The organism is Bradyrhizobium sp. SZCCHNPS1003, from assembly GCF_032381555.1.
GTDB lineage: Bacteria > Pseudomonadota > Alphaproteobacteria > Rhizobiales > Xanthobacteraceae > Bradyrhizobium.
This window is the reverse complement of the sequence record NZ_JAUHIU010000005.1, coordinates 133,473-153,054: the sequence shown is the minus strand read 5'-3', so window position 1 is coordinate 153,054 and position 19,582 is coordinate 133,473. Positions and strand designations below refer to the sequence as shown.

17 protein-coding genes and 1 tRNA gene are annotated in these 19,582 nt (G+C 65.0%); 5 read left to right on the top strand and 13 right to left on the bottom strand.

Features of this window, described 5'->3' with window-relative positions; translation table 11 throughout:
• Nucleotides 1-132 precede the first annotated feature (132 nt).
• Nucleotides 133-1,125: an AraC family transcriptional regulator gene (locus QX126_RS10380; protein WP_315780788.1), complete on the bottom strand. Its 993-nt coding sequence runs from the start codon at nt 1,123-1,125 to the stop codon at nt 133-135.
• Nucleotides 1,126-1,790: 665 nt separating this feature from the next.
• Between QX126_RS10380 and QX126_RS10375 the strand changes: the two genes are divergently transcribed.
• Nucleotides 1,791-2,165: a hypothetical protein gene (locus tag QX126_RS10375; protein WP_315780786.1), complete on the top strand. Its 375-nt coding sequence runs from the start codon at nt 1,791-1,793 to the stop codon at nt 2,163-2,165.
• Between the two features lie 974 nt (nt 2,166-3,139).
• On the opposite strand, the gene QX126_RS10370 is transcribed toward QX126_RS10375, so the two are convergent.
• The 8 genes from QX126_RS10370 to QX126_RS10335 form a co-directional block, all read right to left on the bottom strand.
• Nucleotides 3,140-4,114, bottom strand: coding sequence for an oligopeptide/dipeptide ABC transporter ATP-binding protein (locus QX126_RS10370; protein ID WP_315737560.1), 975 nt, complete (start codon nt 4,112-4,114; stop codon nt 3,140-3,142).
• On the bottom strand, nt 4,111-5,100 hold the full coding sequence (locus QX126_RS10365) for an ABC transporter ATP-binding protein (protein WP_315737732.1): 990 nt from the start codon (nt 5,098-5,100) through the stop codon (nt 4,111-4,113). The genes QX126_RS10370 and QX126_RS10365 overlap by 4 nt, the downstream gene beginning before the upstream one ends.
• 34 nt (nt 5,101-5,134) lie before the next feature.
• Complete coding sequence (locus QX126_RS10360; RefSeq protein WP_315780784.1) at nt 5,135-6,052, bottom strand: ABC transporter permease; 918 nt, start codon at nt 6,050-6,052, stop codon at nt 5,135-5,137.
• The gene (locus QX126_RS10355; protein WP_315754136.1) at nt 6,049-6,990 is read right to left on the bottom strand and encodes an ABC transporter permease; all 942 of its coding nucleotides are present in this window, start codon (nt 6,988-6,990) and stop codon (nt 6,049-6,051) included. The genes QX126_RS10360 and QX126_RS10355 overlap by 4 nt, the downstream gene beginning before the upstream one ends.
• Nucleotides 6,991-7,005: 15 nt before the next feature.
• The gene (locus QX126_RS10350) at nt 7,006-8,607 is read right to left on the bottom strand and encodes an ABC transporter substrate-binding protein (RefSeq protein WP_315780782.1); all 1,602 of its coding nucleotides are present in this window, start codon (nt 8,605-8,607) and stop codon (nt 7,006-7,008) included.
• Nucleotides 8,608-8,910: 303 nt separating this feature from the next.
• Nucleotides 8,911-9,867, bottom strand: coding sequence for an N-carbamoyl-D-amino-acid hydrolase (locus tag QX126_RS10345; protein ID WP_315780780.1), 957 nt, complete (start codon nt 9,865-9,867; stop codon nt 8,911-8,913).
• Nucleotides 9,868-9,942: 75 nt separating this feature from the next.
• The gene (locus tag QX126_RS10340; protein WP_315780777.1) at nt 9,943-11,472 is read right to left on the bottom strand and encodes an aldehyde dehydrogenase family protein; all 1,530 of its coding nucleotides are present in this window, start codon (nt 11,470-11,472) and stop codon (nt 9,943-9,945) included.
• Nucleotides 11,473-11,482: 10 nt separating this feature from the next.
• Complete coding sequence (locus QX126_RS10335) at nt 11,483-12,364, bottom strand: NAD(P)-dependent oxidoreductase (protein ID WP_315776655.1); 882 nt, start codon at nt 12,362-12,364, stop codon at nt 11,483-11,485.
• A gap of 108 nt (nt 12,365-12,472) precedes the next feature.
• On the opposite strand from QX126_RS10335, the gene QX126_RS10330 reads away from it, so the two are divergent.
• The 3 genes from QX126_RS10330 to QX126_RS10320 all read left to right on the top strand — a co-directional run bounded on the left by QX126_RS10330 (nt 12,473) and on the right by QX126_RS10320 (nt 14,616).
• A complete protein-coding gene (locus tag QX126_RS10330) occupies nt 12,473-13,429 on the top strand; it encodes a LysR family transcriptional regulator (protein WP_315737553.1) in 957 nt (318 codons plus the stop codon).
• An 83-nt stretch (nt 13,430-13,512) separates the two neighbouring features.
• Nucleotides 13,513-13,836, top strand: coding sequence for a hypothetical protein (locus tag QX126_RS10325; protein ID WP_315776657.1), 324 nt, complete (start codon nt 13,513-13,515; stop codon nt 13,834-13,836).
• A gap of 141 nt (nt 13,837-13,977) precedes the next feature.
• Nucleotides 13,978-14,616, top strand: a complete 639-nt coding sequence (locus tag QX126_RS10320; protein WP_315780776.1) for a hypothetical protein — start codon at nt 13,978-13,980, stop codon at nt 14,614-14,616.
• Between the two features lie 121 nt (nt 14,617-14,737).
• Here QX126_RS10320 and QX126_RS10315 read toward each other — a convergent pair whose 3' ends face one another.
• The 4 genes from QX126_RS10315 to QX126_RS10300 form a co-directional block, all read right to left on the bottom strand.
• A complete protein-coding gene (locus QX126_RS10315; protein WP_315780774.1) occupies nt 14,738-15,067 on the bottom strand; it encodes a hypothetical protein in 330 nt (109 codons plus the stop codon).
• A gap of 181 nt (nt 15,068-15,248) precedes the next feature.
• Nucleotides 15,249-15,322, bottom strand: a tRNA-Gly gene (locus tag QX126_RS10310).
• Nucleotides 15,323-15,744: 422 nt separating this feature from the next.
• Nucleotides 15,745-16,365, bottom strand: coding sequence for a TMEM175 family protein (locus QX126_RS10305; RefSeq protein WP_315737549.1), 621 nt, complete (start codon nt 16,363-16,365; stop codon nt 15,745-15,747).
• A 158-nt stretch (nt 16,366-16,523) separates the two neighbouring features.
• Nucleotides 16,524-17,318 carry a hypothetical protein gene (locus QX126_RS10300; protein WP_315780773.1) on the bottom strand — a complete coding sequence of 265 codons (795 nt, stop codon included), beginning with the start codon at nt 17,316-17,318 and terminating at the stop codon, nt 16,524-16,526.
• Between the two features lie 372 nt (nt 17,319-17,690).
• Here QX126_RS10300 and QX126_RS10295 point away from each other — a divergent pair, with 372 nt between their 5' ends.
• The gene (locus tag QX126_RS10295; protein WP_315780772.1) at nt 17,691-19,580 is read left to right on the top strand and encodes an acyltransferase family protein; all 1,890 of its coding nucleotides are present in this window, start codon (nt 17,691-17,693) and stop codon (nt 19,578-19,580) included.
• The last annotated feature ends 2 nt before the right edge of the window (nt 19,581-19,582 follow it).

The window sequence follows — 19,582 nt, the reverse complement described above, 5'->3', positions numbered from 1 at the left end:
AACCCGGTCAGCGGCGAGGTGCCGCAGCTCCCTTCATCGCCGATATAGCTTGAGGTTCCAGTTTCTGAGCGACCTTTGCTGCTGCCCCAGCGCTCTTGGGAATGGTCCTGGCCGACGCTTCTATCAGGCGAGCTAGGCGGCGCGCCGCCCGCGCGACAGAGTTTCGGATGGAAGCTCACCGAACATGTCGCGATAGTCTCTTGCGAAGTGTCCGAGATTTCCGAAGCCGCAATTGAAGGCGACTGCAGAGACGGAGGTGCGCTGATCTGGCCCCGAGAGCATCTGTTTTGCCTGTCGCAATCGCACCGTTTTTGCAAACGCCGTCGGCGAGTATCCGCGGCTCTTCTTAAACGCAGCAGAGAGCGCGCGGATGCTGACGCCTGTCTGCGATGCCAGCTCCTCGATCGTGATGGCGCGCCCCCAAGAGGCCTCGATATACTCTTCGGTCAGCCGAACGATCTGCGGCGCAACGTCCTTTTCGGCTCTCTCCAACAGCTCGCTGAAATTGTGGCGGTGAGCCGACAGGAAGGAAACGATGAGCGCCTGCTCCAGTTCGACGAGCACCGTGCGTGGCAGCTCTGCCGCCGTCGCATCCAACTGATGAGCGAGAAACATCGCCAGATCGCGCAAGACCAGAGCGTTCGGCTGCACCGCAGCCGCTATGGGATCAAACTTGAGGACACCGGCTGGCTTTGCACCGAGCAGCGTCGTCAATGTCTGCTCCAACGCCCTCGCGCTTATTCGAAGAATGAGCTGCTCATAACCTGGCTCGAACACAATCTTGTTGGGCTCGCCCGGCGCAACTATGCAGGACTGCCGCTCGGTTACCGCGATCGCCGTGCCATTCAGAATGGTCACAGCGCTGCCTTTGAGGCCGATTTGCAGGCGCGCGAAGTCGCTCTCCGGGAACTCGACGACTGACCTTGCGCCGCCATATGCACAAAAGCCGAGGCCGATGCTCGCAAGCTGAAGGTAGTTGCCCACCCCCTGGAAGCCATCTGCGTTGGAGACTGCGAATCCAGTTGCCCCGTACACCGTACGCAACGCGTGCTCCATCGCCTCCGGATCGTCTGTACGAATGACGGGAGCGCGGCTCAGCAGGCTCACGGATCGGTCGAGGTTCATCGGAGGATCGGTCCCCACTCTTATATGGCTTTTGCCAAAATATTGGAGCGTACGTCTTCCGGGCTGATCCAAGTCAACCTCCGAACACTTTCGTCAGGCGGCAGGCGCCGCAGTTCCATCAGGTTCCCGTTTCTCACATGTTAATTCGAAAGGGTAATTGGCTAGTGATGCAGCTAATTCTGAGCAAAGTTTGCAGAGACTGGACTTGAGAATGACTTCAAAATCGCTGCGCGACGCGCTTCAATCTCGTTGAGATGAACAGGCCGCAGGTCTTCTCTGCGGCCGCAAGAGAGGAGACGAACGTGGCGGCACGGGACCAGTATTTCAGCCCGACGACGTGGAACTCATGAGGTCCGTGCTGGACGAGGCGGTGATCATCCTGCCCACTGACACACCGCCAGTGTCTCACGTTTCCTATGGGACACAGTCCTCATGATTGGCTCTCAAGCTTGAGCGGGCGTCGTTCGCGTGCTGCTCGACGGCTTTGAGGGAATGGGGATCAGGTGATCAAGACAAGCGCCCCCAACCGTCGACGCTGGGCGCTTGAGATACTCGATATTGCGAAGCAGGTCACCGAAGCGATGAACTTATGACCTTGTCACAACGCGAGCCTGGCAACGTCCACACGCCTGTCGATATGAGGCGATATGAAGTGAGTCCTTATCATGCTTATCAAGACGGTCACGTTGCATTCTATTACTTATCTTGTAGGGATTACCAGTTCAGTGGCAGTGCACCAAGTCATCCCCTCGCCGGGCACAGCGATCATCTTCCAGTCTGGCACGACTGCAATACGTTATCAGCAGGTCGCCAATCGCTCGATCAAAAGCGATAAGTTGCCAATCAGGCACGCAAATCGTCAACTCAACGTGCCAGGTTCCAAATTCGGAACCGACTGCAAACCGCCAATTGATGTCCCTGGGCGCTGCTTTGCAGACGCCGAAGGGATCCGCAAGGTCGCGTTGTCCGCTCCCGGCCCCCTTCGTGGCATACCGATTGCTTTGAACCAAATCGGTCCTGATGCGACGGGTCTGGTGTAGTCGTGGTGCAGAAAAAAATGACCGATATTCGAAGCGGCGACCTGTCCAATCAGGCTGTATTGAAATCGCTAAGTAGACTCCGCGCAGCAAAGCTGCGCCTCGATCGGCCGAAGTCGCTCCAATCGACAGAGGCCACCCTGTTGTCGCAGATCGCGCTTTGCGACGTTCTATTGGACGAAATTCAGTCGATCGCTTGCAGCCTAAAGCGGCCGAGGCCGTACCCCGGTGAGCCGACGGCTGGTCGGAACCGGGCACGGCTGTGGTACCGTTCCTCAAACATGGGGTGCAGCGCCGGCACGCGACGCAGCGATGCCGCCTTCCACCGCTGGAGACGGGGCCGCGTGCCGTCGATTGACGAGGCCGGTGCGGCCGATGGGTCCCAGGGTCCCCCACGCGCATCGCGGCCGCTCGCCGCAGAGTCTCGCAGCCTCCCAAAACTCCGCTGTCTTCCCGGCGTACGCAGGGACCCATAACCACGGGGGATTGGTGACATGAGATGGCCCGACGTCCGCAGCCCAACGGCCTTTACGGAGGATAGGTCCCGGGTCGGCGCCCCGCCGCCGCTTCGCGCCGTCGTGGCTTGCTCGGGACGACAACGGAGGTTGGCGGGAGAGCGGAGACGCGGATCAGTCGTCACGTAGCCCGGATGAGCGCAGCGACATCCGGGTTCAACGACACCGCACGTGAGACCCCGCATGTCGCTGGCGCCGACGCGCGTCCCGCGCGCCGGCTATCGCTCATGCGGGCTACGCGCCGCACCCAGACAGATCCGCGCGAGAAACGCACCATCTCTCCTCCGTCATGGCGAGCGCAATGAAGCAATCCAGACTGCCGCCGCGGAACGATTCTGGATTGCTTCGCTGCGCTTGCAACGACGATCGGCCCGACGGTCTCGTGCGTCAAGCTGTCATTCGCACCGGGCCGTGGGCACGTCGCTGCGCGGCTTTCGCCGCGTAGCGCCTACACGACTACAACTACACATTCTCCAGATGGCACGCCACCCACTGGTCCTCGCCCTTCAGACGCAGCTCGGGCGCCTCCACTCGGCAGCGGTCGAATGCGAGCGGGCAGCGGGTGTTGAAGCGGCAGCCCTTGGGCGGGTTGACGGGGCTGGGAACATCGCCCTTGAGAATGATCGGGGTGCGCTCGGCGCCGGGCTCGGGAATTGGGACGGCTGAGAGAAGCGCCCTGGTGTAGGGATGGCCGGGGGACGCGAAGATCTGGCGGCGTGGGGCGAGCTCGACGATGCGGCCGAGATACATCACTGCGACGCGGTGCGTCATGTGCTCGACGATGGCGAGGTCGTGGCTGATGAAGAGGAGCGCGAGGCCGAACTCGCGCTGCAAATCCTGCAGCAGGTTGACGATCTGCGCCTTGACGGAGACGTCGAGCGCCGACACCGCCTCGTCACAAACGATCAGGTCGGGCTTGGCGGCGAGCGCGCGTGCAATGCCGATGCGCTGGCGCTGGCCGCCGGAGAATTCGTGCGGGCGGCGGTTCACGGCGTCGCGCGGCAGCCGGACGATCTCCATCAGCTCGGCAATGCGCGCATCGCGCTCGGCCGCAGTCTTGGCGAGGCCGAAATTGTTGATCGGCTCGGCGAGGATGTCGCGGATGCGCATCCGCGGATTGAGGCTGGAGAACGGATCCTGGAACACGACCTGCACGCGGCGGCGCATCTCGCGCAGGCGGTGCGGGCCGAGATCGTCGATGCGCAGGCCGTCGAGCACGATCTGTCCGGCCGTGATGTCGAACAGCCGCAGGATGGCGCGGCCGACGGTCGACTTGCCGCAGCCGGATTCGCCGACCAGCGACAGGGTCTCGCCGCGCGCGATCTCGAACGACACGCCGTCGACGGCGTGCACCCGGCTCTTGGCTCGGCCGAACAGGCCGCTGCGGATCGGAAAATGCTTCTTGAGGTCGTTGACCTGCAGCAAGGGAGCGCTCATGCGGCGGCCTGCTCCTTGGCGGCGAAGTGACAGGCAGCGATGTGGTGCGGCGCCTTCTGCTCCAGCCCCGGCGCATATTGCCGGCACACATCGGTGGCGAGCGCGCAGCGGCCGGCGAACACGCAGCCCTCGATGCGCTGCTTGAGGTCCGGCACCTGGCCGGGAATCTCCGCGAGCCGCTTGATCTCGCCCGACAGCGAAGAGCCGAGCTTCGGCAGCGCGCCGAGCAGGCCCTGCGTGTAGGGATGGCGGGGGCTTCGGAACAGTTCCCTCACCGGCGCTTCTTCGACCTTGCGGCCCGCATACATCACCATCACCCGCTCGGCGACCTCGGCAACGACGCCGAGATCATGGGTGATCAGGATGATCGCAGCGCCGACGCGCTGCTTCAGTTCCAGCATCAGCTTGAGGATCTGCGCCTGGATGGTCACGTCGAGCGCGGTGGTCGGCTCGTCGGCGATCAGGAGCTTTGGATTGCAGGCGAGCGCCATCGCGATCATCACGCGCTGGCGCATGCCGCCGGAGAGCTGATGCGGATATTCGCGCACGCGCCGTGCCGGCTCGGGGATGCCGACCAGGGTCAGCATCTCCACCGCGCGCGCCTCCGCCTGCGCCTGGTCGAGCCCCTGATGCAGCCGCAAGGTCTCGCCGATCTGGCGGCCAACCGTCAGCACCGGGTTGAGGCTGGTCATCGGCTCCTGGAAGATCATCGAGATGTCGTTGCCGCGAAGCGCGCGCATCTCGCGGTCGGAGAGCGTCAGGATCTCCCTGCCCTCGAGGCGGATGGAGCCGGCGATCTTGCCGGGCGGCTCCGGGATCAGGCGCATCATCGACATCGACGTGACCGACTTGCCGCAGCCGGATTCACCGACGATGGCGAGCGTCTCGCCGGGATTGACGTGGAACGACACGCCGTCGACGGCGCGGTTGATGCCGGTGGGGGTGCGGAAATGAACCTGCAGATTCTCGACCTCGAGCAATGGCATCATTTGAGCTCCCGGCGGTCTCTGACTGCGCTGCTCATGGGTTCTTCGCCATGCGCGGGTCGAGCGCGTCGCGCAGGCCGTCGCCGACTAGGTTCACCGCGAGCACGGTGACCGACAGGAACGCCGCCGGGAAGAACACGATGTAGGGCTTGACCTGCCACAGCGCGCGGCCCTCGGCCATGATGTTGCCCCAGGACGGAATGGTCGGCGGCGTGCCGGCGCCGATGAAGGAGAGGATCGCCTCGGTGATCATGGCGCTGGCGCAGATGTAGGTCGCCTGCACCAGCATCGGCGCGGTCGTGTTCGGCAGGATGTGGCGCAGGATAACCATCGGCGTTCGCGTGCCCGAGGCGACGGCGCCATCGACATAGGGTTGCTCTCGCAAGCTCAAGACGACACCGCGCACGAGCCGCGCGACGCGCGGGATCTCGGCAATGGTGATGGCGAGGATGACGTTGCCGACACTGCCGCGCGTCAGCGCCATCAGCGCCACCGCCAGCAAGATCGGCGGGATCGACATCAGCCCGTCCATGCAGCGCATCAGCACGCCGTCGGCCCAGCGCACGAAGCCGGCGACGAGGCCGATGGTCAGCCCGATCAAGGAGGCGCCAAGCGCCACCGCGAGGCCAACCGTGAGCGAGACACGGGTGCCATAGAGCACGCGGGAATAGATGTCGCGGCCGAGCGCATCGGTGCCGAACCAGAAATCCGCCGACGGCAGCCGCGTTCGCTTGGCCGGCGCGATCGCGGTGGGATCGACGGTGAAGAGGAATGGCGCGAACACGCCGATGATGACGAGCAGCAGCAGCAGCGCGCCGCCGATCGCCACTGTCGGATGGTTGCGCAGGAAGCCGATGGCGCCGCGCCGGATCTTCGGCGCAACCATCAGGTCGGGCAGAACAGGCGCGAGGACGAGGCCCGGCGGCGGCGAAATGGATGTCGTGGCGGTCAATAGCGGATCCTCGGGTCGACCAGGGTGTAGGTGATGTCGATCAGGAGATTGACGAGCACGTAGACGAAGCTAAACAGCAGCACGATGCCCTGGATCACCGGATAGTCACGGCGCAGGATGGCATCGATGGTGAGCCGCCCGAGACCGGGAATGGCGAACACGCTCTCGGTGACGACGGCGCCGCCGATCAGAAGCGCGATGCCGATGCCGACCACGGTGACGATCGGCACCGCGGCATTCTTCAGCGCATGAATGAACAGGATGCCGCCCTGCCCCAGCCCCTTGGCGCGGGCGGTGCGGATATAGTCCTGCTGCAGCACCTCGAGCATGGCGGCGCGGGTGATGCGCGCGATCAACGCGATGTAGACGCAGCCGAGCGCGACCGCGGGCAGGATCAGGTTCTGCAGCCACGGCCAGACACCTTGGGCCAGCGGCGTGTAGCCCTGCACCGGAAGCCAGTCGAACTTCAGCGCGAACACATAGGCCAGGATGTAGCCGACGACGAACACCGGCACCGAGAAGCCGAACACGGCAAAGGCCATGATGATGCGGTCGATCCAGGTCCCTGCCTTCCACGCCGCGATGACGCCGAGCGGCACCGCGACGATGATGGTGAGGACCAAAGTCACCATCATCAGCGACAAGGTCGGCTCGATCCGCTGGGCGATCAGGGCCGACACCGGCAGGTTGGTGAAGATCGAGGTGCCCAGATCGAAGTGCAGCAGACGCCACACCCAACTGCCGAACTGGACCAGGAATGGCTGGTCCAGTCCGAGATTGGCGCGGATGCGCTCGACGTCGGCCGGACTCGCCTGGTCGCCTGCGATGACAACGGCCGGATCGCCCGGCGCGATGTACAGCAGGCTGAAGACGAACAGCGCGACGATCGCCATCACCGGCAGCGTCGACAGGACTCGTCGGAGCGCATAAGCGAGCATGAGACGTCTTTCGCTTTACGCCGTCTTCGACACGCCCCAGAACAGCGGGATCGGCCCCTTGGTCACGCCGGAGACGTTCTTGCGCCACGCGGTGTAGCCGAGGAAGAAGCCGGTCGGCGCGAACACGACGTCGTCGAGCGCGGCCTTGTTGATGCGCGCGGCAACCGCCTTCTCCTCGTCGAGCGACTTGGCGGCGAACCAGTTGGTGATCTCCTTTTCCACGGGCTCGCTGGTCGGCCAGCCGAACCAGGCCTTGTCGCCATTGGCGCGCAGCGCGGTGTAGGCGGCCGGGTTAATGCAGTCGGCGCCTGCGTGCCAGGTGTGGAACATGTGCCAGCCGCCTTGCGAAGGCGGCGTCTTCTGCGCGCGGCGGGCGCCGACGGTGCCCCAATCGGTGGCGACGAAGTCGACGGTCATGCCGAGCTTCTTCAGGAGATCGGCGGTAACGTCGCCGAACGCCTTGGTGATCGGCTGGTCCTGCGCGACGACGCAGGTGATCGGCTCACCCTTATAGCCGGCCTCCTCGAGCAGCTTCTTGGCCGCCGCGAAATCGCGTTTGCCTTTGAGGATGTCGCCGCCCGCCTCGGTATAGAGCGGCGTGCCCGGCGTGAAGAAGCCGGGCAGCGGCTTCCACAGCGCGTTGTCGTCGCCGACCAGCGCGCGCATATAATCTTCCTGGCTCATCGCCATCAGGATCGCCTGGCGCGCCTTCACGTTGTTGAACGGCGCATGCAGGTGGTTCATGCGGAACGAGCCGACATTGCCCAGGGGATCGCCGATGTCGACGCCGATGTTCTTGTTGCCCTTCAGCACCGGCACGAGATCGGTGATCGGGTTCTCCCACCAGTCGACCTCGCCGTTCTGCAACGCGGCGGCCGCGGTCGCGGGATCCGGCATGATCACCCATTCGACGCGATCGACCAGCACCTGCTTGCCGCCGGCGAGCCACACCGGCTTCTCCTGGCGCGGCACGTAGTCGGTGAACTTCTCGAACACGGCCTTGGCGCCCGGCACCCACTCGCCCTTGACGAACTTGAACGGGCCAGAACCGACATATTCCGACATCTGCTTGAACGGGTCGGTCTGCGCAATGCGCTCGGGCATGATGAAGGCGCAGGGCGCATTGCCCTTGCCGAGCGCGAACAGCATCTTCGGATAGGGCTGCTTCAACACCCATTTGAAGGTCTTGTCGTCGACGGCCGTGAGCTCGTTCTGCAGCGCCTTCAGCATCAGCCCCATCGGATCGCGCGCCGACCAGCGCGTGAGGCTGGCGACGACGTCCTTGGCGAGCACCGGCTCGCCGTCGTGGAATTTCAGGCCGGGACGCAGCTTGAAGGTCCAGGTCAGGCCGTCGTCGGACACCTGCTCGGATTCCACCATCTGGCGCTGCGGCACGAACTGGTCGTCGATGCCGTACAGCGTATCCCACACCATCGCGGCCGCGTTGCGCACGACATATTGCGTGCCCCAGATCGGATCGAAATTGGCGAGATTGGCCTGCGGCACGAAACGCAGCGTCCGTGCGGACGCGCCTTGCGCGATCGCCGGCGCCGCGAACCCCGTCAGCGCCAGGCCACTCGCGCCCGCCAATCCCTTCAATACCGTTCTGCGATCCATGTTCTCTCCTGATGCAACTTGCCTGAGTTCAATTGCCGAAATTGTAAGCAAGGCCCATGCCATGCGCGCGAAGGCGATTCATTTGAACGCAAATGAGGCATGAGGCGCAAGGGCGCAGGTGCCGTAGGATGGGCAAAGGCGATGCGATAATCCCTCCACGTCCGAGGTCACCGTGGCGCCGTGCCCACCATCGCGCCGCACACTCCGCCGCAAGACGGTGCACACGGCGCCATTGCGGTCTCACATTTGGAAACAGCACGGCTGCGCCTTTGCCCACCCTACGCAGTGTGCCAGCTGGCCGCATCACGGCTTGCGCACCGGCGAGCCATCCGCCATCAGCCGCTCGCCCTTGCGTTCGACGATCATGCCATAGGCTTGCGGCTGGCGGTGGACGTCGAAATTGAAGATCGTCTGCTTATAGGATCTGCACAAATCGAGGTCACAGCGCGCCAGCGCGATCTCGTCGCCCTTGGTGGCGCAGGCCGCCACGATCTCGCCCGAGGGTGCGATGATGCAGCTGCCGGCGATGTGGTCGATGCCCTCCTCGATGCCGCCCTTGGCGACGCCGATCACCCAGGTGCCGTTCTGATAGGCACCGGACTGCATCACCAGGCGGTTGTGGAACAGCGAAAGGTCGTCATGCTCCGGTGCGGGCGGATTGTGCACCGGCGTGTTGTAGCCGATCAGCACCATCTCGACGCCCTGCAGCCCCATCACGCGATAGGTCTCGGGCCAGCGGCGGTCGTTGCAGATCGCCATGCCGATGACGCCGCCAAAGGCGCTGGCGACGCCGAAACTTTTGCCCGGCTCGAAATACCGCTTTTCCAGATGTTGGAACTTGCGCCACGGCTCGTGCTCGGCATGTCCCGGCAGATGCACCTTGCGGTATTTCGAGACGATCGCGCCGGTCTTGTCGACGAGAATGGCCGTGTTGTAGCGGTGCACGATGTCGTCTTCGACCGTCAGTTCGGCGTAACCCAGGCAGAAGCCGATGCGCAGCTCCTTCGCGAGCGCGAACAAGGCCTGCGTCTCCGGCCCCGGCATCTCGCGCTCGAAATAGAGGTCGATCTCGGCCTGATCGGCCATGTACCAGCGCGGGAAGAACGTCGTCAGCGCCAGCTCGGGATAGACGATCAGGTCGCAGCCATTGGCGTGCGCCTGCCGCATCAACGCCATCAGTCGCGCAACCACCGCGGTGCGTGTTTCATTCTTGGCAATCGGGCCGAGCTGACCAATGGCAACGTTGACGAAGCGCGGCATGTTTCCGTTCCTTATTTCGGAACTAAGTGATCGTTCCGTGGCGCGCAGCTCTTGCACCGATCATGCCACGCCCGCTCAATCGCGCAAGCCCGGCGCGTAGCCGAACGCCACGGCCGGCTCGGCCGCGGTCTCGACCCACACGCTCTTCACCTGCGTGTATTCGTAGAGCGCCTCGACGCCGGAGGAGCGGCCATGGCCGCTGTTGTTGTAGCCGCCGAACGGCGAGGCGACGTTGATGGTCTTGTAGGCGTTGATCCAGAACGTCCCGGCCTTGACCTGTGCTGCGACGCGATGCGCGCGCGCGACATCCCTGGTCCACACCGCGCCCGCGAGGCCGAACTCGCTGTCATTGGCGATCGCGATCACCTCCGCCTCGGTGTCGAAGCGGATCGCGGCGACGACCGGACCGAACACCTCCTTGCGCGCGATGCCCATGGCGTTGGTGACGTTCTTGAGCACGGTCGGCTTGACGAAATATCCGCCGTCCTGCGCCACGCCATTTGCGCCAGCGACGATCTCGGCCCCCTCCGCCGCGCCTTCGCGGATCAACGACAGCACGTGATCATATTGCTTGGCGTTGTTGATCGGACCGATCTCGGTGTCCGCCGACAGCGGATCGCCGCATCTGATCTTCGCCGCGCCTTTCGCGACCAGATCGACGAAGCGGTCATAGACCGCGCCCTGCACCAGCAGCCTGGAGCCGGCGACGCAGCTCTGTCCGGCGCCGCCGAAGATCGCGGCCTGCGCGCCGACGGCGGCGCGTTCGAGATCGGCATCGGCGAACACGATGTTGGCGGACTTGCCGCCGAGCTCGAGCACCGACGGCAACAGCCTGCGCGCCGCAGCCTCGCCGATCAGCCGCCCGGTCGGTACCGAACCGACGAACACGACCTTCCTGACCGCAGGCTGGCCCAGCGCGGCCTGCCCCGTGGTGTGGCCGAAACCCGCGAGCACGTTGACGACGCCCTTCGGCAGGCCCGCGCGTTCGGCGATGCTTGCCAGCGCCAGCGACGTCAGCGGCGTCAGCTCCGACGGCTTGAGCAGCACGGCGTTGCCCATGCTGATGGCGGGCGCGATCTGCCAGCCCGCGGTGAAGATTGGCGCGTTCCACGGCGTGATCTGCAGCACCACGCCCATCGGCTCGCGACGCGTGTAGTTGAGATGGCTCGAAGGCACCGGGATGACGTCGCCGTGGAATTTGTCGGCCCAGCCGGCATAGTACTCGAACATCTCCGCGACCTTGGCGACCTCGCCCCTGGTGTCGCGGATCGGCTTGCCGGCGGACAGTGATTCCAAATGCGCCAGCGGCTCGGCCGCGGCGAGGATCGCCCGTACCACCGCCTGCATCACGCGGCCGCGGCCCGCGGCGGTCAGATTCGCCCACTCCGCCTGCCCCGCCACAGCAGCTGCCGCCGCCTTGGCCGCCACATCGGCGCCGGCATCGGCATAGGTGAACAGCAATCTGCCGGTGGCGGGATCATTCACCGAGACCGTCGCGCCATCGCCGACGATGAGGTCACCGCCGACATGGGAGCCAACGGCCTCCAAGTCAGGCCAGAACGGTAGCGTCGCGGCGCGCAGGCGGGGATCGATGAAATGGGTCATGGCGGCAGGCTCACGGCTTCGCCATCGAACCGAGCTGCAGCTCGACGATGCGGTTGAAATCATCAGTGTCGGCAATGCTGGCGGCGCTGTCCGCCCAGATGCGCGCGGTGTCGGCGGCCATCGGCAGCGACAGTCCGAGCTCACCGATGAGCTGCGCCGCGAGCCTGACGTCCTTGCGCATCAGCTGCATGGTGAAGCCGGAATCGAAGGCGCCGTTGAGAATCCAATTGGGCACGTTGACGAGCGTGACGCCGGAGCGGCCCGAGCCGGCATTCAGACCTTCCAGCAGCCGCTCGGCATCGACGCCCGCCGCATCGGCGATGCGCAGCGCCTCCGCGGCGGTGAGCAGGTGCGCGGCGCAGAGGAGATTGTTGACGATCTTGGCGACGTTGCCGGCGCCGACGCCGCCGACATGGACGCGCTTGGCGCTCATGCGATCCAGCACCGGCATCACACGCGCCAGATCCGCGTCGTCGGCGCCGATCACCATGGTCATCGTGCCGCTCGCCGCGCCCTTCGGTCCGCCGCTGACGGGCGCATCGACGAAGCCCATGCCGCGCGCCTTGAGAAGGGCTGCGAGCCGGCGCGAGGTCTCGGGATGCGAGGTCGAGGTGTCGACGATGACGACGCCGGGCCTGGCCTGCGCGAGGATGCCGCCGGCGCCCTCCACGACATCGGCGACGATGCCGGCGGTCGGCAGCGACAGGATGACGATGTCGGCGGCGGCGATCACGCCGCCAATGCCGTCGGCAATCGCGATGCCCTCGGCCGCCAGCGCCGTTCGCGTCGCGGCGAGCGCGTCATAGCCGGTGACGGCAAAGCCGGCGCCCTTCAGCGTCAGCGCCATGCCGCGCCCCATCTTGCCAAGTCCGATGATGCCGATCGCCGTCACGTGGCCTCCTGCCAGGATTTGCCTCGGCAGCGTAGCCGCACCAATCCGGAGCAGACATCAGCGCCCTCCGCCGCTAGTGTTGCCCTGAGGTCAACAGTTTCCGAAGCCATGTCCGCCCTGCTCGATCACCACCGCCTGCACTATCTGCACGAGGCGATCCGCCTCGGCTCGGTACGCGCCGCCGCGGAAGCGCTCGACGTCAACGCGTCGGTGATCAGCCGGCAGATCGCACTGCTGGAGAAGGAGCTCGGCCTGACCCTGCTCGAGCGGCTCAGCCGCGGCATCCGCGCCACCGAGGCCGGCGCGCTGCTGGTCGAGCGCTTCCGACAATGGCAGGCCGACCAGGCCGACACCGTCGCGAAGTTGCGCGAACTGCAGGGCCTCAAGCGCGGCCATGTCGACATCGTGCTCGGTGAGGGTTTCGTCAGCGACCTGATGTCCGGCCCGCTCGGCCGGTTCTGGCAGCGCCATCCCGACCTCACCATGGCGTTCGATCTCGCCGGCACCAACGAGGTCGTCAATGCCGTTGCCGAGGATCGCCATCACATCGGGCTGGTGTTCAATCCGGGCGCCGATCCCCGCATCCGGATCGCCACCGCGAGCCGGCAGCCGCTGTGCGCGATCATGCCTCCGGATCATGCGCTGGCGCGGCTCGGCCGTCCCTTGCGCCTGCGCGAGCTCGCCGACCACCCGCTCGGACTGATGCATCCGAGCTACGGCACGCGCCAGATCGTGGCGATGGCGGAAGCCGCTGAACGTATCGCTCTGTCGCCGAAGCTGACCACCAGCTCGATCAACGTGCTCCGCCACTTCGTCAAGAGCGGCCTCGGCCTGACGCTCTTGCCCGCCTTCTCGATCGCCGCCGATCTTGCCGACGGCTCACTCGCTGCCGTGCCGGTCGACAACCGCCTGCTGGCCTCGAGCGAAGCCTGCGTCATCACCCGGCGCGGCCGCGAGCTGCCGCATGCCGCCGGTCACCTGCTGCGCTTCCTGAGTGGCCAGATGCGGGCGTTCCGGGTCGGCGGAGCCGCCGGCAAGACCAGGACGCGCGGCGCCGGACGTTGATCCGCGCAGATCACCGCGGATCGTTTTCCGTTGCGCTCGCGCGTGGGTTGCGATTGGATGTTGCAACCTCGGGAATCGACCTCATGCGCAACGTTCTCGCGATCGCGTTCGGCCTGTGGGCGGCGACAGCGGCCCAGGCCGAGACCTGCCAGTTCATCGGCAACCAGATCCTGTGCGACGACGGGAGGTCGGGGCAGCGGATCGGCAACAACACCTATTGGAACGACGGCTCCTCGTCACAGCAGATCGGGCGCTTCACCTACAACAACGACGGCAGCAGCTCGCAGCAGATCGGCAACCACACCTACTACAGCGACGGCACGTCGGCGCATACGATCGGAAACACGACCTATTTCAGCGACGGCAGGACGTGCCGACGGATGGGCAACCGCGTCTCTTGCGACTAGGCGATTCGGCCAATGTGACCGACGCTGCAACGGCTTCTCGGAGCTGGAAATATTTGAAATAAAGGGAATTGAACCCTTGCATCGGGGCACGTCGGCTCCTGTCGACGGTCGTTCAACTGGCGTTTCACGAAGGTAGCCATCATGGAGTTCCGCTTTTCTTCAACGATCGAAGACGAGGCCTCACACGTCCGCTTCCAACTTGGAAATCTCGAATTCTTTCGAACCGAGAAATATGATGTGACCTGGCCAGATGCACTCAAAGCGGAGATCGAGCAAGGTATAGCTCAGTTTTCAGATGAGAGACTGCGCGACGCGATCGTGCGTCACGACTTGCCGGGCGCCAGTTTGGAGCGCGTCGTGCAGTCATGGCGGCGGGTGGAGGATCGATTTGCTTCCGATTTCGTTGCCAAGCTTGCGCGACCGTTGCCAAAGGTCGTGCGCGTCCATGTCACCAAGTTTGGCCCGGGCGGGTCGCACAATGGCGCATCGATGGCGCCGCGGTTGGTCTTAAGCTATCCAGAGATGAAGGGATTCGATTTCAACAGCGTTCTCGTTCATGAGTTCATCGAAGTGTTGCTTTCGACAAGGTACCGCCGCGAAGAAGACAGACTGGGAAAGAGAACCGCTCATGCCATCAAGGAAGCTGTCGTCGACAAGTTCTGCTCCTGCGACAACCTGATACCCGTCGTTGGGAGCTACAGAAAACAAGCGAGCTATTCCCAACTGCCTCCGGATTGGGAAGGTTGGCTACCAGCTAAAGGGCTGACGTGGAGTTCGTAGCGACCAGGCCAAATCTAGTGCGGCGTCATGCTGGCTGGCGTTGACGCAGTGGTGGTGACGGCTAACAAGCAAGAGGTCACAGTTCGGGCCGCCAAACAGTCGACCACCCGACGAATTCACTTCACGACCAAACCTTGACCGAAAATCCGGCGCGATGAATTCTTGCGGCGAGCCGGGTTTCGTTTGTTACCAAAACATCAGACTCGTCCGCAGCCGTTGCAGCTATCAGCGCGTCTTCCGCGTGCTTCGTATTTCCTGCCGTGTGCGCCACGATTGAGGCGTTGACTGCATTGCGGCCCCAACTGCATTCATCCCACTCTGAAACGTCCCAAATTGCGCCGGTTGTCGATACCTTCCCAGCCAGTCCGTATATCTCCAACGAAGCAGCGCACTTCGGCTCTGGAGCCAGCGACAGCTCATCGCGCTGAACGTGGGTGCTAACGAGCGTCAATTGACCGTCCGCGATGCGCTCCGATCACAACCTGATCGGCCGCAACCAGATCATGCACATTACTGTCCAGCATGATTCTCATGGGTCGGTGTTCTATTTGAAAATGAATCGTCAGGTAAAATGGTTGCCACCATACTTGCCACCAAAGAGAACCTACCTTTGGCTAAGTGGCTGAAAATACTGGAGCGGGTGAAGGGAATCGAACCCTCGTATTCAGCTTGGAAGGCTGCTGCTCTACCATTGAGCTACACCCGCATCAGGGCGTTCCCTAACATGGTCCGCGGCGGGTCTCAACCTCTTCGGGGCGGGGTTTCGAAGCGGATGGGTCCCGGATCGGGCCTGATGGAACGGCCCGAAGCGATGGCAGCGCACGACACCGAGACCGCGGCGCGGCACGCCGGCGGCGGCCCGGTTCCGTAATCTGCCCCCTACCCTCGCCGGCCGGACCGTCCTATATTGGCGTGACCATCAACAACGAAAGGAGGTGATCCAGTGTCTTTCACCAAGCGCTGTCACCTCGCTGGGATCGCCCGCTGAGCGGCTCTTCATGAGCGACGTTTGAGGGCGTGATTCGTCAGCGGATTGCGCCATCGCGGCTTGGCAACGGGGCGGTCTCGGCCCTGGACCAGCGAGTTCAAGAACGGAAGCGCGGCGGGTCTCACGGCTCGCCGCGTTTTTTATGGCACCTCCGCCCGTTCCCCGGCGGACGGTGCCGGGGGCGCCGGCTCACTGCGGACGAACCGCCGCGCCAGGAAGCCGCCGAAGCCGAGCATCCAGAAATACTGCACGTACTCCGGTGCAAGCGCTGCGATCACGATGCCCGGCACGAACACGATGACGGGAAAGATCGCGCCGGCGATCTCGGCATGGCGGCCGCTTGGAAGCGCGAGCCACCACAGCGCGGCGTTCAGCGACGCAATGATCGTCAGATGCAGGCCATAGAGGACGGCCACCGCGCTGCTCAGCCTGTAGCCGCCGTAGAGCCCGTTGGTCACCGGCAGCAGCACGATCGACAACAGGAAGAACAGATTCAGGATGACCACGGGCCGGCCCGCGAACGGCTGCCGGGCCAACCGCCGGTGGTGGCTGATCCAGAACACGCCGGCGATGATGAAGCTGAGGACCAGCCCGGCGAGACGGCCGGAATAGGTATGCGCCAGGTCGATCCAGCCGGGCATATGCGCGAAATTGGGCTTCGGCAGGTCGTAGGCGAGAAGCGTCATCGCCACACCGAAGATGGTGTTGGACAGCGATTCCAGCCGGCGCATCTCGAACAGGTGGGACTGAGGCTCTGTCATGTCGAATCGGAAGCGACCGCGGCGGGGAACGGAGATGAAGACTCACGTTCTATAGCAGCTCCGGCGCCGCACCGCCCGACCTCGCTGCCGCCCTTGGGCGGCAGGCTGTCACGTCACTCGCCGCCCTCCAGACCAAACCGGCGATCGAGCGGCAGCCCTCACCGGCACGCATAGATATGGCCATCGAAGCCGCGATAGCTGCGCGTCGCCGGGTTGTAGCTGCGGAACTGGACGCAGGCCGGCACACCCGCTGTGCGCAGCCGGGGCTTGTCCTCCGGATGCAGCCGGGCCGCGGTCGGGGTTGCGGCCGCAGGCCTCGCCATCACGATCATCGGCCGGCTGGCGACCATGCGCGATGTCCTGCCGCCATCCTTGACCGCTGCATCCCTGACGGCGACCACAACGGCCTGCGCCTGGGCCGCCTTGCCGGAGGACGGCTTGCCCGATGAGGCCCTGGCTGGGGATGGCGTCGTCGCGGGCGGATTGGCCGCGGCCGTCTTGGCGGAGGACGGCTTGGCAGAGGACGGCTTGGTCGCTGCTGCCGCCGCCGTCGACGGCGATTTCACGGACGGCTTGGTCAGGGACGGCTTGCCGGCGACTGGCTCTGCTGCGGCGGCCTTCGGAGCCGCATCCTGCTTGTCCGCAACTGCGGCCTGCTTCGGCTCAGCCGAGGCGGCGGATGTCGTCGCAGCCGCCTCCGCAGCCGCGGCAGGCTTGACCTCGGGACCGGCCGAAATGTCGGCGCTGGCAGCTTGGCTCGGAACGGACGGTCCGGGATTGACCGACGCGGTCTTGTCGTCTGCAGGGATCTTGTCCTCGGCAACGGGCGCCTCGGCCGGCTTCTTGATCAGTTTCTTGCATTCCAGCGGGAACACCAGCTCGCCCGACGCCGTCAACCCGATCGGCTCGCATCCGCCGAACGGCCCGCTGTCCTTGCCCTGATCCTTGGCCACCTCGCCTGCGGATGGTGAGGAGCCGCCCGGCTCGGCGCTTCGCGCAAGCGAACCGCCAACTACAATCTGAAATAGAACAACGCCGCACAACAATCCGGCCCGGCCGGCCTTCCGCCCCAATATACGCATGACACGCTCGCTCGACGCATGAACTCCGACAAGGCCATCACGCCATTGAGGCAAGTCTGTGAAGGCACGCCGCGGATTCCCGCTGCGATGTCAATTCGATGGCATTGTGTCCTGTTTGCACGATCAACCGTGCCGCAGGAATCCCTCAATGCGGTTGCAATCGGAGCCTAACAGGGTCGGCCGCGTGCGGCGACCGTTGGGCATTGACGGCCGCCGCCAGATGCGAGCGTCCGGACAGACCCATTGAGCGTAACCGACTATCGTCCCGACATCGACTGCCTGCGCGGCTTCGCAGTGATCTCGGTGATCGCGTTCCACTACGACATCTCGCCGTTTCGCAGCGGCTATGTCGGCGTCGACATCTTCTTCGTCATCTCGGGCTTCCTCATCACGCGGATCATTCATGCGGAGGTGCGGACCGGAATGTTCTCGTTCGCGGCGTTCTACCGGCGCCGTGCCAGGCGCATCCTGCCCGCCGCCCTCGCGATGCTGTGCGTCACCCTGCTCGGCGCCAGCGTGATCCTGTTGCCGCGAGATGCAGTGTCCGTGGCGCACCAAGCGCTGGCCGTCCTCGTCTTCTGCTCCAACATCCTGCTGTGGTCGCAGCAGGGCTATTTCGACGCCGCCGCCATCACCAAGCCGCTGCTGCACACCTGGTCGCTCGGGGTCGAGGAGCAGTACTATCTGCTGTTCCCCACGCTGGCGCTCGCCGCCTTCGCGCTGCGGCGGTCGCTGATGCTTGCGAGCTTCGCCGCGGTCTGCGCGACCTCGTTCCTGCTCTGTGTGATCCAGACCCGGCTGCAACCCGCCGCCGCGTTCTTTTTGTTGCCGGCCCGGGTCTGGGAGCTCGCGCTAGGCGCGCTGCTGGCCGTGGAAGCCCTGCCGGCGCCGCAAAGCCAACGGCTCAGGATTGCGGTGGCAGCACTGGGCTGGATCGCACTCGCCGCCGCCGTCAACCTGTTCTCGCCGCACACGCCCTATCCCGGCACGGCCGCGCTGCTGCCGTGCCTCGGCGCCGCCGCCGTGATCTGGGCCAATCCGACCCCGAGCAAGGCCGTGCTGACCGCGGTCAAACCGATGATCGCGATCGGGCTGTGGTCCTACTCGCTCTATCTCTGGCACTGGCCCGTCGTCTCGCTGGCGACGGCCGTCTGGGGTCCGCCGAGCTCGATCGCGGACAAGATGGCGCTGCTCGGAGCCTGCACCGTGCTGGCGCTGACGAGCTTCTATCTGATCGAGCAGCCGGCGAGGCGCGCGCAGTCGCCGATCGCGGCGCGCGCGCTGGTCGCGAGCGCATCGGTCGTGCTGCTGGCGTCACTCTCGATCATCGGACTTGCCGGCTTTCCCGCCCGCTTCTCGCCGCGGGAGCGGGCGATAGCGGAATTCATCAGCTACGATCATAAGTCCGTCTATGAGAGCGGCACCTGCTTCCTCGATCCGGGCCAGACGTTCGAGGCGCTGCAGCCGTCATGCCTTGCCAAAGGCCCGCGCCCGCGCATCCTGGTGTGGGGCGACAGTCACGCCGCTCACCTCATCCATGGCCTGACGCGAGCCATGCCCCAGGCCTCGCTACTGCGCGCCAGCCTTGCGCAATGCGTCCCTCACGCCGAAGCGGGCCAGTCCGCCGCCTGCACGAATTTCAACCGCCGGCTGCCTCGGCTGGTGCGCGAGCTCACGCCCGACATCGTCGTGCTCTCGGGCAATTGGACGCGCACCGCGACGACGCCGGCCGCACAGGCGAGCCTGCTCGCCACGATCAAGGCGATTGCGGACACCGGCAGCAAGGTGGTGGTGGTCGGGCCGGGCCCGCAATTCGATCGTCCGCTGCCGCATCTGCTGATCGCGGCGAAGCGGTTCGGCGTCGGTACCGACGGGCACATGCTGGATCTGCTCGGCGAGGTCGACGACTTCATGCGCACGCTGCTGACGGACGTGGCGCAGACCGAATACGTTTCGCTGCTCGCGCTGCTGTGTCCGGCAGGAGATTGCGTGCTCCAGACCACCGACGGCGCGCCGCTCGCCTGGGACGATGGTCACCTCACGGCGCAGGGCTCGGAGCTCGCAGGCGCACGGATCGTCGCGGCGTCGCCGGCATTGGCCGCGGCCGCAAGCGCCGCAACCGATAGCGAATAGCG